This window comes from Vallitalea sediminicola, assembly GCF_054408565.1.
Genome location: NZ_BTPT01000031.1, coordinates 19,643 through 32,879 on the forward strand (window position 1 = coordinate 19,643; position 13,237 = coordinate 32,879).

The 13,237-nt window shown below is 29.4% G+C and carries 12 protein-coding genes, 1 tRNA gene and 2 other annotated features; of the genes, 12 read left to right on the plus strand and 1 reads right to left on the minus strand.

Annotation, left to right across the window (positions count from 1 at the left end; translation table 11 throughout):
* The first annotated feature begins 8 nt into the window (after positions 1 to 8).
* The 10 genes from ACX6CF_RS14150 to ACX6CF_RS14195 all read left to right on the plus strand — a co-directional run bounded on the left by ACX6CF_RS14150 (position 9) and on the right by ACX6CF_RS14195 (position 9,310).
* Entirely contained in the window at positions 9 to 881 is an 873-nt protein-coding gene (locus tag ACX6CF_RS14150; protein ID WP_458785995.1) for a sugar phosphate isomerase/epimerase family protein, read from the plus strand.
* A gap of 254 nt (positions 882 to 1,135) precedes the next feature.
* Positions 1,136 to 1,894 carry a class I SAM-dependent DNA methyltransferase gene (locus ACX6CF_RS14155; protein WP_458786084.1) on the plus strand — a complete coding sequence of 253 codons (759 nt, stop codon included), beginning with the start codon at positions 1,136 to 1,138 and terminating at the stop codon, positions 1,892 to 1,894.
* A 13-nt stretch (positions 1,895 to 1,907) separates the two neighbouring features.
* On the plus strand, positions 1,908 to 2,795 hold the full coding sequence (hslO, locus tag ACX6CF_RS14160; RefSeq protein WP_458785996.1) for an Hsp33 family molecular chaperone HslO: 888 nt from the start codon (positions 1,908 to 1,910) through the stop codon (positions 2,793 to 2,795).
* Between the two features lie 68 nt (positions 2,796 to 2,863).
* Positions 2,864 to 3,613, plus strand: coding sequence for a YdcF family protein (locus tag ACX6CF_RS14165; RefSeq protein WP_458785997.1), 750 nt, complete (start codon positions 2,864 to 2,866; stop codon positions 3,611 to 3,613).
* A gap of 103 nt (positions 3,614 to 3,716) precedes the next feature.
* Positions 3,717 to 3,919 (plus strand) — a binding site (T-box leader).
* Between the two features lie 94 nt (positions 3,920 to 4,013).
* The gene (locus ACX6CF_RS14170) at positions 4,014 to 4,418 is read left to right on the plus strand and encodes a bacteriohemerythrin (protein ID WP_458785998.1); all 405 of its coding nucleotides are present in this window, start codon (positions 4,014 to 4,016) and stop codon (positions 4,416 to 4,418) included.
* A 14-nt stretch (positions 4,419 to 4,432) separates the two neighbouring features.
* Entirely contained in the window at positions 4,433 to 6,355 is a 1,923-nt protein-coding gene (gene thrS / locus ACX6CF_RS14175; protein WP_458785999.1) for a threonine--tRNA ligase, read from the plus strand.
* Between the two features lie 111 nt (positions 6,356 to 6,466).
* Positions 6,467 to 6,602, plus strand: a sequence feature (ribosomal protein L20 leader region).
* Between the two features lie 58 nt (positions 6,603 to 6,660).
* The gene (gene infC, locus ACX6CF_RS14180) at positions 6,661 to 7,155 is read left to right on the plus strand and encodes a translation initiation factor IF-3 (RefSeq protein WP_458786000.1); all 495 of its coding nucleotides are present in this window, start codon (positions 6,661 to 6,663) and stop codon (positions 7,153 to 7,155) included.
* Between the two features lie 27 nt (positions 7,156 to 7,182).
* The gene (gene rpmI / locus ACX6CF_RS14185) at positions 7,183 to 7,380 is read left to right on the plus strand and encodes a 50S ribosomal protein L35 (protein ID WP_458786001.1); all 198 of its coding nucleotides are present in this window, start codon (positions 7,183 to 7,185) and stop codon (positions 7,378 to 7,380) included.
* Between the two features lie 27 nt (positions 7,381 to 7,407).
* Positions 7,408 to 7,764, plus strand: a complete 357-nt coding sequence (rplT, locus tag ACX6CF_RS14190; protein ID WP_458786002.1) for a 50S ribosomal protein L20 — start codon at positions 7,408 to 7,410, stop codon at positions 7,762 to 7,764.
* 352 nt (positions 7,765 to 8,116) lie between these two features.
* Positions 8,117 to 9,310 carry a M15 family metallopeptidase gene (locus tag ACX6CF_RS14195; RefSeq protein ID WP_458786003.1) on the plus strand — a complete coding sequence of 398 codons (1,194 nt, stop codon included), beginning with the start codon at positions 8,117 to 8,119 and terminating at the stop codon, positions 9,308 to 9,310.
* A gap of 123 nt (positions 9,311 to 9,433) precedes the next feature.
* Here the strand turns inward: ACX6CF_RS14195 and ACX6CF_RS14200 are convergent.
* Positions 9,434 to 9,505: transfer RNA gene (locus ACX6CF_RS14200), tRNA-Gly, on the minus strand.
* 291 nt (positions 9,506 to 9,796) lie between these two features.
* On the opposite strand from ACX6CF_RS14200, the gene ACX6CF_RS14205 reads away from it, so the two are divergent.
* Both ACX6CF_RS14205 and ACX6CF_RS14210 read left to right on the plus strand, forming a co-directional pair.
* Positions 9,797 to 12,127: an AraC family transcriptional regulator gene (locus ACX6CF_RS14205; RefSeq protein ID WP_458786004.1), complete on the plus strand. Its 2,331-nt coding sequence runs from the start codon at positions 9,797 to 9,799 to the stop codon at positions 12,125 to 12,127.
* Between the two features lie 188 nt (positions 12,128 to 12,315).
* On the plus strand, positions 12,316 to 13,236 hold the full coding sequence (locus ACX6CF_RS14210) for an ABC transporter permease subunit (protein ID WP_458786005.1): 921 nt from the start codon (positions 12,316 to 12,318) through the stop codon (positions 13,234 to 13,236).
* Position 13,237: the final 1 nt, after the last annotated feature.

Sequence of the window (13,237 nt, forward strand, 5' to 3'; positions counted from 1 at the left end):
TGATTAATATGAGACTTGGAGTTAGTTCTTATAGCTTTTTAAGGTTAGTAGAAGAAGGAAAGATAAAACAGATTGATGTAATCAAGAAAGCTAAAGAAATGGGTTTTGATGCAGTTGAATTCATTAAATTCATTCTTGAAGAAGGCGAAACTGATGAATCATTCGCTAAACGTGCTTTTAAAGAAAGTAAAAAAGTAGGTATAGATATTGAGAGTTATACCATAAGTTCAGATTTTATTAATGGTAGTAACGGTGATTTGGAAGCTGAAATTGAGAGAGTAAAGAGAGAAGTTGACATTGCAAATATACTTGGCGCAAAATCAATGAGGCATGATGCTACGATAGGGTTTACAGATGATCATATAGGGCAAAAATCCTTTGATCATGCCCTACCAATACTAATTAGAGGTTACAGAGAAGTAACTGAATATGCTATGAAATACGGTATAAAAACAATGGTTGAGAATCATGGATTCTTTTGTCAAGACAGTTCTCGTGTAGAGAAATTAGTAAATGGAGTTAATCACCCTAATTTTGGAGTGCTTATTGATATGGGGAATTTTGTTTGTGTTGATGAACAACCAGAGAAGGCGCTAGGTGTTCTTATGCCATATGCTTTCCATGTACATGCCAAAGATTTTCATATAAAATCAGGTATGTTACCTGACCCAGGTAGGGGATGGTTTCAATCAAGAGGTGGTAATTACTTGAGAGGTTCAATAATAGGTCATGGTGATGTACCAATACTACAGTGTCTTAGGATAATGAAAAAATATAACTATGAGGGTGTTCTATCCATTGAATTTGAAGGACTTGAAGATCCTTTAACAGGTATTGAAATAGGATTAGAGAATTTGCGTAATTATATTGAAATGGCTTAACTCATAGATATTAACTAAAGTGATATCTAGTGTATAAAAATCAGCGAGGTATGATACTTGCTGATTTTTTTATTGAATTGTTGCAAGTATGTCAGAAAAAGAGTTTTGTTCTATATTGCATAATTATTGGCTATTTCAGTTTTAATTATTATGGAAGGGAAAACTCAAAATTAAACCTTCTTGACTTATTTAGAAACAATAATTATAATGAAAAAAGCATGAAAAGAAATTATCTTCAATGGGAAGGTGAGAAAATGTCTAGTTACAATTCATTTGCAATGGTTTACGATAAATTTATGAGTAATGTACCCTATGAAGAATGGGTGGAATATATATTGCGTATTATCGATAAATACTATTATAAAAAGCCAAAACTAATGTTGGATTTAGGATGTGGGACAGGTAATATAACTGGGTTATTAGCTGATAAGGGTATAGATATGATAGGTGTTGATAATTCAAGTGATATGTTATTCGTTGCTAAAGAGAAAGCAAGGATTAATAATAAAGATATATTATTTCTATTACAAGATATGAGAGAATTTGAGTTATATGGTACAGTTGATTGTATAGTAAGTATCTGCGATAGTATTAATTACATTTTGGAGGAAGATGATTTATTACAAGTTTTTAAGCTGGTCAATAATTATTTGGATCCACGAGGATTGTTTGTTTTTGATCTGAACACTCATTATAAGTACAATAATATTCTAAGTGATAACACTTTTTCTGAAACGAATGAAGATAGTGCTTACATCTGGGATAACTATTACTATGAAGCTGAAAAGATCAATGAATATGATTTGACTTTATTTATTAAAGAAGAAAATGAGCTTTATCATAGATACACTGAAACCCACTATCAAAAAATGTATGATTTAAATAGAATCAAAGAGCTAATAATAGAAGCAGGACTAGAATATATAGATTGCTTTGAAGCATTTTCTTTTGAATCACCTGCTGAGACTAGTGAAAGAGTATATTTTATAGCTAGAGAAAAAGGAAAACAATAAAAAGGAGCTTATTATGAAAGATTATATTGTTAGAGCTACAGCTGCTGATAATCAGATTAGAGCATTTGCCGCTACGACGACAGATATGGTTGGAGAGGCTAGAGAAAAACATAATACATCACCAGTAGTTTCTGCTGCATTAGGGAGACTGATGACAGCGGCATCTATTATGGGAAGTATGTTGAAAAATGAAAAAGACCTTATTACTCTCCAAATACGTGGAGACGGACCAATAAAAGGTCTTGTTGTAACAGCTGATGCAAAAGCTAATGTAAAAGGATATCCATATGTACCTATAGTTGATTTACCTCTTAAGGAAAATGGTAAATTAGATGTATCAAAAGGACTTGGAAACGGGATTATGAATATAATTAAAGATATTGGATTAAAAGAGCCATATGTTGGACAAACACATCTAGTATCAGGAGAAATCGCTGAAGATTTGACTTATTACTTCGCAACTTCTGAACAAGTCCCTTCAGCTGTTGGTCTTGGAGTCTTGATAGATAAAGATTATACTATTAAACATAGTGGCGGATTCATTATTCAATTACTTCCAAATGCAGATGAAGAGGTAATTAAAAAGCTGGAAGATAGATTGAAGGTATTACCTTCTATTACCAATCTTATGAATGAAGGAAAAAGTCCTGAACAAGTACTTGATATATTATTAGAAGGTATGGAGCCTCAGATTCTAGAAAAAGTTCCAACCAAATTCCATTGTAATTGTACAAAAGATAGAGTTGAAAAAGCTCTTATCAGTGTTGGAAAGAAAGAAATCAAGGAAATGATAGATGATGGAGAAACCATAGAATTGAATTGTCATTTTTGTAATAAGAAATATCATTTTACTATTGATGAGTTACAGGGAATCATCGCATATGCACAAGGGGAGCAATAAAGTATTGTGATAGAGGATAAATAATTAATTGAAGATGTTGAACTTAACATTTAAGATGGGAGAATATAATGGGATTATTAGCTGCTATATCACTTGTGATAGGATGTTTAAGTATTTTATACTTTATGTTTCTAACATTCCTGAATGCAGGTGCAGGATTTTCATTTTTTTGGATTTTTCTTAGTATAATAGGGTTTTGCATGTTTTTTATATTTAGAAACTATGATGGTGTTAAAGAGCATGTACCAAAAATAATCAGGTATGTAGTATTTTTATTGATTATTATTGTGATAACAGTTTTTATTATTTTTGAATCTTTTATAATAAAGGATAGTATCAAACATGATAATTATGATTCAACAGACTATGTTATTGTTCTAGGTGCAAGAGTTAAGGGTACAACTATTTCACTAACATTATCACATAGGCTTGAGATAGCATATAAATATCTTATGGATAATACAAAAAGTCAGGCGGTCTTAGCTGGGGGTAAGGGACCAGGTGAAGATATATCTGAAGCAGAAGCAATGAAGAGATATTTGTTAAATAGAGGTATAAATGAAGATAGATTGATTTTGGAGAATAAATCAACTAATACTCAAGAGAACATAAAAAACAGCTTTGACTTAATAAGTGGATCAGGTGATAATTCTTCCGTAACAATAATAACCAGTGATTTTCATGTGTACAGAGCTAAGAAGATTGCCGAAAAATATTGTCAGGAGATTCAAGGAATTCCTTCAAGGACACATCCTCCATTAATTGTACATTATTATGTTAGAGAGTTCTTCGCAGTATTGAAAGATACTATTTTTTGAGCTTAGATAATCTTATAAATGGATATTCATGTAAAATATTATATTATTTTTATTTTATATTGACAAACTAATAGCTAATGTTATAATTATATCATTAGATAAGTTAAACATGTTGAAGAGACGAGTAAAATGTGAAAGTATACAGAGAGGAAGTCGATTGTTGAGAGACTTTCATATAGAAGCATTTGAAAACTACCTCTGAGTGGCTCTAATAAAGTCCGTTGATTACGTTATAATCTTATTAAAGTGGTTTCTAGAAACAACAAGGGTGGAACCGCGGGAATTGTATACAATCTCGTCCCTTACTACGATAAGCGTAGTAAGGAGGCGAGTTTTTTATGCTATATTGTTAAAGACAGCTAAATTTATTTGATATAATGAAAAAATGGAGGTGTTATTAATGTTAGAATGGAAAAAAGAATATAATTTAGGAATTAAAGAAATTGATAATCAACATAAGCATTTATTTGAGATTGCAGCAAAAGTGGGTGAACTGACGAAGGATATTCGTGAGGGTATAGATTGCTATGATGATTTTATGAACATATTGAAGGAATTAGTGGACTATACAATTTATCACTTTGATTATGAAGAAATATACATGCAGAAAAACAATTATAACAATGATGAATTCTTAGTACACCAAGTTGAACACAAAATGTTTGTTAAGAAATTAGAGAAGTTCAAGGAAATCGATTTTGATGAAAATCAATATGAAAACATTAATAATATGCTTGCTTTTTTAGTTGATTGGATAGTACACCATATTATAGATGTAGACTCAAAATATGTTAAGGTAAGTTAGAGAGGAGAAATAGTATGATTATTACTTTAAAAGATGGTTCAAAAAAAGAATACGATAATAGCATGTCAGTTATTGATATAGCTAATGATATTAGTGCAGGGCTTGCAAGAATGGCTTGTGCTGGAGAAGTGGATGGAGAGGTTGTCGACCTTAGATATGTAGTTGATAAAGATGTAACACTTAATATTCTTACATTCAACGATGATTCAGGTAAAGATGCTTTCAGACATACAACAGCTCATATACTTTCACAAGCGGTTAAAAGACTTTTCCCGGAAGTGAAATTAGCAATAGGCCCATCAATCGAAAATGGATACTATTATGATTTTGATAAGGAAACACCTTTTATTAATGAAGAATTAGAAGCGATTGAAAAAGAAATGAAGAAAATAGCAAAAGAAAACCTAAGTATAAAAAGATTTGAATTACCTAGAAATGAAGCTATTGAATTCATGAAAGAAAAAGGTGAAGACTATAAAGTTGAACTTATTGAAGACTTGGATAAGGATGCTGTAATTTCATTCTATGAACAAGGAGAATTTGTAGACCTATGTGCAGGACCTCACCTTATGACTACTAAACCAGTAAAAGCTTTTAAATTATTATCTGTAGCAGGAGCTTACTGGCGTGGTGATGAAAAGAATAAGATGTTATCAAGAATATATGGTACTTCTTTCACTAAAAAAGCTGATCTTGATGCATACATTCAAAAATTAGAAGAAGCCAAGAAAAGAGATCATAGAAAATTAGGAAAAGAATTAGAACTATTTGCTATGTTTGACGAAGGACCTGGTTTCCCATTCTTCTTACCAAAAGGAATGGTACTAAGAAATACATTGATTGATTATTGGAGAGAAGTTCACAACAGAGCTGATTATCAAGAAATAGCTACACCTATTATGCTAAATAAAGAATTATGGATACGTTCTGGACATTGGGATCATTATAGAGAAAATATGTATACAACTGTTATTGATGAACTAGATTATGCTGTAAAACCTATGAATTGTCCGGGTGGTATGTTAGTATACAAAAACAAAATGCACTCTTACAGGGATTTACCACTAAGAGTTGGTGAATTAGGTATTGTCCATAGACATGAAATGTCAGGTGCATTACATGGACTTATGCGTGTTAGAAACTTTACACAAGACGATGCTCATATATTCATGTTACCTGAACAGATCAAAGACGAAATCGTTGGAGTTATCAACTTAATAGATGAAGTATACAAAGTATTTGGATTCAAATATCATATGGAATTATCAACAAGACCAGATGATAGTATGGGTAGTGACGAAGATTGGGAAATGGCTACAGAGGCATTAAGACAGGCACTTGATGAAAATGATCTAGACTATGTAGTTAATGAAGGTGATGGAGCATTTTATGGTCCTAAGATAGATTTCCATCTTGAAGACTGTTTAGGAAGAACATGGCAATGTGGAACAATTCAACTTGATTTCCAATTACCTGAGAGATTTGAACTAGAATATACTGGAAAAGATGGAGAAAAACATCGTCCTGTAATGATTCATAGAGTTGTATTTGGTAGTATTGAAAGATTTATTGGTATTTTAATCGAGCAATTTGCAGGAGCTTTCCCAGCTTGGCTTGCACCGGTTCAAGTGAAGGTTTTACCAATCTCTGATAAATATAATGAATATGCCACTAAAGTGGTAGATGGATTAAAGGCTAATGGTATCAGAGTAGAATTTGATAACAGAGCCGAAAAAATAGGATATAAGATTAGAGAAGGAAGAATGGAAAGAGTTCCTTATCTACTTATAGTTGGTCAAAAAGAGCAGGATGAAAACAAAGTAGCTGTTAGAAGTAGAGCTAAAGGCGATGAAGGAGCGATTTCACTTGATGAATTTATCGAAAGGATAGAAAAAGAAATCGAAAGTAAAGAAATTATAGAAGCTGAAGAAAAATAAGCTGTAATGTGATAAATAAAAAGCACAGGACTTATTTATTTTAAGGAATGTGCTTTTTATATTAAAAAACTATTGACAGATAGTAATCTAACCTGTATAATTAGTGAGAAGTAAAACAAGTAGAAGTATCCACTTCTCACCTTATGGTAATAAAGCTACTAGGGTAAAATACGTAAAAGATGGATGAATTCATTGATTATGTAATGTATATGAGTGGGTATGTAGATACGCGCTTTTTTATTGTATAAAGCTAAAGGCGAAATGTAATTAAAAATTTTTGGAGGTGTCCTACTATTAGCGAATTAATGATTAATGAGCAAATTCGAGACAGAGAAGTACGTTTAATCGATGATCAAGGTAACCAGCTGGGTATAATGTCTGCAAGAGATGCTCAAAGGCTTGCTAGAGAAAAAAATTTGGATTTAGTTAAAATTTCCCCAAAGGCAAAGCCACCAGTATGTAGAATAATTGATTATGGAAAGTTTAGATATGAACAAGCTAAACGTGAGAAGGAAGCTAAAAAGAAACAGAACATCATCAGTGTAAAAGAAGTTCGTTTATCTCCTAATATTGAGCAACATGATATTGATACTAAGATGAAACATGCTAAGAAATTCTTAAATAATGGAGATAAAGTAAAAGTTTCCGTACGCTTTAGAGGTAGAGAATTAGCTCATACTGCAATAGGTAGAGAAATCTTACTTAAGTTTGCAGAAAATCTAGTAGACATTGCGGATATTGAGAAGTATCCCAAAATGGAAGGTAGAAGCATGGTAATGTTTATGGCGAAGAAAAGATAAATACGGTATTCTAAGGAGGAAATTATTATGCCTAAAATGAAAACACATCGTGGCGCTGCTAAGCGTTTTAAGAAAACTGGAACAGGTAAATTAAAAAGAAACAAAGCATTTAAAAGACATATCTTGACTAAGAAATCAGCTAAAAAGAAAAGAACTCTTAGACATGCTACAATGATGGATAAGTCTAACGAAAAAGTAATGAAGAAGTTATTACCATACCTTTAAATATAAACCGAACAGGAGGGAAAAAACATGGCAAGAATCAAGGGTGCTTTACACACACGTAAGAGACGTAAAAGAGTATTAAAGTTAGCTAAAGGATATAGAGGAGCAAAATCTAAACAATTCAGAACTGCTAAACAAGCAGTAATGAAATCAGGTGTTTATTCATATACAGGAAGAAGACTTAAGAAAAGAGATTTTAGAAGACTTTGGATTGCTAGAATTAATGCTGCAACTAGAGTTCATGGATTATCATATAGCAAATTCATGTATGGTCTTAAGTTAGCAGATGTTAATGTTAACAGAAAAATGTTAGCTGACATGGCAGTTAATGATTCTGAAAGTTTTGCAAGCCTAGTAGAAACAGCAAAATCAAAAATTCAATAATAAAAATTAATAATTTTTATATTAAACTCTCTATGGTATAGAGGGTTTTTTTGTATTTAAAAGATATATGGTTGTTCTTATAAATACTTAATTATAGAAGGATTATCATCTTCAATGTTTCTAACTAAATATAATTAAGGATAAATACTAAATGACTAATAAATTAATGGAAAAAAAGTAGTATTTTGTAATAAAAACAAACATATAAACTAATTATAGTTAATTTTAATAAGGAAAAATCTTAGTTTATAAAGGATATAGTAACTATACTTATTATTTTGTCACAATATGTTGTAATAAAATATCCTCTATGTTAAAATAATGTTTAGATTAAAACATAAGAGGTGAGAGGATGTATAAAAAAGTTGGTAAAATAGTTTTGATTGTAGGGGCTCTGTGTTTGGTGTTTATTCTAACAATAGGTTTCATAAAAGATAGAAAAGACACAAACAAAGTAACTGCACAGGAAAATGCTGTTGAAACTGAAAAAAATAACGAAACACAAGAAAATACTTCTGATGAAAAAGAGAATAGTGTAAAAGAATTACGACTATCTGAGGAGAGTTTATCACTTGAAATTGGTGATAAATACAATGTAAAAGTTGAAGGGGTATTATCAGATGGAGATGTAGTAGATTTAACTAATGATGCTAATTTACTTATCCATTCTGATAGCGAAGATAAAGTATCTGTTATTGATGGAGATATAGTTGTTTCTGATAAAGCAGAAGTAGATGATCAAGCAACAATAACATATGTATATGAAAACATCGAAGCTACAGTTAGTGTAGTAGTTGAGAAATCAACTGAAGAAGTAAAACAAGAACCTAAAAAAGAAGAACCAAAAGAAGAACCAAAACAAGAACCAAAACAAGAGAATAATAACCCTGATGAAACTAATAACGATAATAGCGATATCAGTGATGATGATACAGTGATGATTGATGAAGAGGGAAAACAAGTATTAACTGATCCAAAAGATATTCATGTATTAGTTAATAAACAAAGAAACTTACCAAGTGACTATGTGCCCGATGATTTAATTAAACCAGACGTAAAATTCTCATTTACTCACGAAGATCCAAAAAGATATATGAGAGCAGAAGCAGCACATGCATTGGAAAGGCTTGTAGCACAAGCAAAAGAAGAAGGTATTGAGATTGTAGGAGTTTCAGGATATCGTTCTTATAAGAGACAGGAAACAATTTTTAATTATAACGTGAATAAAAGAGGATATGAAGCTGCTAACAAAGTGAGCGCAAAACCTGGTCAAAGTGAACATCAAACAGGATTAGCTATTGATGTATCATGTGCAGGAGTTAACTATAAACTAGAAGAAAGACTTGGTGAATTAGAAGAAGGAATATGGTTATCAGAAAATGCTCATAGATTTGGTTTTATTATTCGTTATAAATTAGGAAAAGAAGATATAACTGGATATCAATATGAACCATGGCATATTCGTTATTTAGGTGAAGACCTTGCGACAGATGTTTATGAAAAAGGTCTTACTTATGAAGAATATTTTGAACAATATATGAAGTAAAAGTAAATGTGAAGCTCCTAGAATGATATAGGGGCTTTACGTTATTTTTAGTATTTACAATTATATTAAAGGAAAGTAAACAACACAAAAAAATAGAAAGCATCACTTTCTATTTAAATAAAAAGCGCGAGACGGGATTCGGACCCGCGACCCTCGCCTTGGCAAGGCGATGCTCTACCACTGAGCCACTCACGCAAATACTAGTATTTAATTAACGATTACGCAAAATATATTATATCAGAAATTCAATAAATGTCAATAGTTTTATGATATATAAATGAAAAAATCTAGAAATCTTTAAAATATATTGATGTGCTAATACATAATAAAAAGATTAATATAAAAAATTGAATTCTTAGTTTGTTTAGAAAAACGCTTAAATTTAAGTTTTTTTGTATTATATTGCAAAAAAATATTTTTTTTGGTAGAATTTTAATATGATTTTATTCTAAAAAATAACTATATACAAGAGAGAGGTTATTATTAATGTTTATCTCAAATGTTAGACTAAGAAAATATTTTCGGTATATATTTTTATCAATAACTTGTAGTTTTATTATCATAATTAATCTTTTTTCTTTTAGTATAATTAATTTTTTCCAAGGTAAAGCTATTGAAAATGAATATAAAACTAATTTAAAAGTACTCTATCAAATTAAATATAATGTTGAGCATATGGATAACATGATTAAAAAATTATGTTTATCAACATATTCTACACCGTATATTCGATATATGATGTATGAAAAAGACCAAGATTATGGTGAATTATTAAAACTAACCAATAGACTAAGAGATACAATACAAAATACGAATGATTTCATCCATTCTATTTTTATATATAATGAAACTAATAATCAATTCTTTTCTACATTTCAAGGATTAGAATTTAAAGATGAATATCTGAAAAATATGATGAATAATCAAAATCAATGTCCACCCAAATTAACTCCTATTTATAGAAATATCAATTTAATTAACGAAGATGATAAAGAAATTAACGTTGACGATGTCTTTACATATATTTTATATGATAATTATGATGAAGAAAGAGGAATAGATGGCTCAATAATATTCAATATAAAAGCTGAATGGCTTTTTGATAATATCAAGATGATTAATTCATTAAATGACTATAATGATGAAGGTATATATATTCTAAATGATAAAAATGAAATAATTAATCTAGATAATAATTTTAGTCTAAAACCTGAATATGAATCAGATATTAAAAAAGATGTAGTAAATAATATGAATGGTGATATAGGATATTTTACAAGCAAAATTTCCAATGAAAAGTTCTTAGTATCATATATGAAGATAGAAGAGGTCAATTGGACTATCATAAATGTTAAACCCCATAAACAAGTTTTTGAATATATTACTAAAATGAAATTAGGGATATTGTTGATAACAATTCTATTTTTATTTATAACTATAATATTATCAATAATAATAACAAGCAAAATATATAAACCAGTAGGAAGTCTCATATCTCAATTAAAAAATGAAGATAAGCAAATTGCTAATAATGATGAAATAGCATTACTTAAAAATACATATCAATACTATAACACGGAATTAAAAAGATTAAATAAAGAAAAAAATAAAAAAAATGTAATTTATAAAAATTATTTTTTAAGAAAATTATTGATTAATAGTTCATCTATATCTAAGAATGAATTGAAGGAAGCAAAAGAAGAAAAAAGTATTAATCTGAACTTTGACAATAAATTCGTACTTTGCGTTTTAAATATTGATAATCAATTAGAACTTCAACATAAATCTAAAGAGGATAAAGAACTATATTTATTTGCTATAATGAATATAACTACAGAAATACTATCGGATCCATATGAAAATACAGCTATTGATATGAGACAAGGTAATATCGCTGTAATTGTCAGTAATATTAAAGGGGAAGATGATGACAAAGATTTAATTGGTAAACTAACTATTGCACAGAATAAGTTTATGAAATATTTTAATATGTCATTTTCAATTTCCATAAGTACTATTTGCAATGATATACATATGTTAGAAAAGTTTTATAAAGAAGCTGTAGAAAACATGAAATATAAATATATTTTTTGTAATAAAACTATTATCACACCTGAAATGGTTAAAGCAAATAGAAGTAATCCTGATTATAGTTATTCTAGTGACCTTGAAAAGAAATTATTGGAGGCAATAAATTCAGGCATTAAAAAAGATATAAATGAAGTCTTAATCAAAATATACAAAGAAATTTCTGGACTTCATCATGATAATATTACTGTTTCTATACTAAAATTGACTACTACCATTAAGGAGACTTATACACAAATAAATCTCTTGAGGTTTGAACCAGTAGATATAGATATTGAAAATATAGTATTAAGAGCAAGTCAAATAGAATATCTTGATGAGTATAAAACTTTTATTCAGTCACTGATAGAATCATTTTCTATCAAACCTAACGAGGGTAATGAAAAAAAACAGGTTATCCTTGTAGAGACAGTAAAAGATATAATACATCAAAATTATTCTGATAAAGGATTATGCCTATCTCAAATAGCAGAGATATTAAAAGTCTCTCAAGGTTATCTAGGTAATGTATTTAAATCATATATGAAAATATCTATAGGTGCATATATAAATAATGTAAGACTTGAAAAAGCTGCAGAGTTATTAAAAAATAGCAAGATGTCTATTAATGAGATACTTGAATATATAGGAATAGAAAATAAAACATATTTTTATGCCTTATTCAAAAAGAAATATGGTGTTACGCCAAAACAATATTCATTAAAAGCTGCTGTTTCTCCCTATCTATAATCCCTTTTAATAAGGGATTTTCTATTACAATCTTTACTTTTTATAATAAATATCAAAAATTATAATTGATATTATAATAAATTATATTTTTTATAATATACAATTTTACAAACCAACTCTATACTAAGGTTATAGCAAATTAGGGCCCTGATTGCTGGTAATATTAATTAGAGAGGTTGAATAGCTCTATGATTTCTTATAAAAAAGCATCAAAGGAATTTAAAAAGAATAAAGGGTTATTCTTTATGAGTTTACCAGGATTGGTTTTTATTATTATTTTTGCATATATTCCTATGGTAGGATTAATAATAGCTTTTAAAGATTATACCTATGATAAGGGCATATTCTTAAGTAAGTGGATTGGATTTGAAAATTTTAAATTCTTTTTTACTTCAGATGCTGCCTTGAGAGTTACTAGAAACACTATTTTATTGAACTTATTATTTATAATTGCTGGAACTATTATTGCTATTATATGTGCACTTATGTTATATGAGTTAAATAGAAGAGCTGTAAAGTTATATCAAACTATTTTATTCTTTCCATTTTTTATATCATGGGTTGTTGCCAGCTATGCTGCATATGCTCTCATGAATTATGAGTTTGGAGGTATTAATTCATTTTTAACAAACATAGGTTCACAGCCCATTGAATGGTATTTACAATATAAATACTGGATAGTGATATTATTCATAGCATATATTTGGAAAAATGTGGGGTATTTTTGCTTGCTTTATTATACAGGATTACTTGATATTGACCCTGTCTATTTTGAGGCTGCTAAAATTGATGGTGCATCTAAATGGCAACAAGTATGGAATGTTTCACTGCCACTTATATCTCCACTAGTAATTATGCTTGTCCTCTTGAATATTGGTAAAATATTTTACGCAGATTTTGGTATGTTCTATTTTCTACCCAAAAATTCTGGAGCTCTTTTTAAAGTAACTGATGTTATTGATACTTATGTTTATAGGTCACTAAAAACTACTGGTGATATAGGAATGGCTTCAGCTGTTGGATTTTATCAATCCATTATGGGCTTTATCCTTGTGATGATATCAAATTTTATAGTTAAGAGATTTGATAAAGATAAATCTTTATTTTAGA

Bases quoted from the DNA above. Each gene is read 5' to 3' on its own strand.
- thrS (WP_458785999.1), top strand. From the start codon at position 4,433: ATGATTATTACTTTAAAAGATGGTTCAAAAAAAGAATACGATAATAGC.
- ACX6CF_RS14195 (WP_458786003.1), top strand. From the start codon at position 8,117: ATGTATAAAAAAGTTGGTAAAATAGTTTTGATTGTAGGGGCTCTGTGT.
- ACX6CF_RS14155 (WP_458786084.1), top strand. From the start codon at position 1,136: ATGTCTAGTTACAATTCATTTGCAATGGTTTACGATAAATTTATGAGT.
- ACX6CF_RS14165 (WP_458785997.1), top strand. From the start codon at position 2,864: ATGGGATTATTAGCTGCTATATCACTTGTGATAGGATGTTTAAGTATT.
- ACX6CF_RS14210 (WP_458786005.1), top strand. From the start codon at position 12,316: ATGATTTCTTATAAAAAAGCATCAAAGGAATTTAAAAAGAATAAAGGG.
- rpmI (WP_458786001.1), top strand. From the start codon at position 7,183: ATGCCTAAAATGAAAACACATCGTGGCGCTGCTAAGCGTTTTAAGAAA.
- ACX6CF_RS14170 (WP_458785998.1), top strand. From the start codon at position 4,014: ATGTTAGAATGGAAAAAAGAATATAATTTAGGAATTAAAGAAATTGAT.
- hslO (WP_458785996.1), top strand. From the start codon at position 1,908: ATGAAAGATTATATTGTTAGAGCTACAGCTGCTGATAATCAGATTAGA.
- infC (WP_458786000.1), top strand. From the start codon at position 6,661: ATGATTAATGAGCAAATTCGAGACAGAGAAGTACGTTTAATCGATGAT.
- ACX6CF_RS14150 (WP_458785995.1), top strand. From the start codon at position 9: ATGAGACTTGGAGTTAGTTCTTATAGCTTTTTAAGGTTAGTAGAAGAA.
- ACX6CF_RS14205 (WP_458786004.1), top strand. From the start codon at position 9,797: ATGTTTATCTCAAATGTTAGACTAAGAAAATATTTTCGGTATATATTT.
- rplT (WP_458786002.1), top strand. From the start codon at position 7,408: ATGGCAAGAATCAAGGGTGCTTTACACACACGTAAGAGACGTAAAAGA.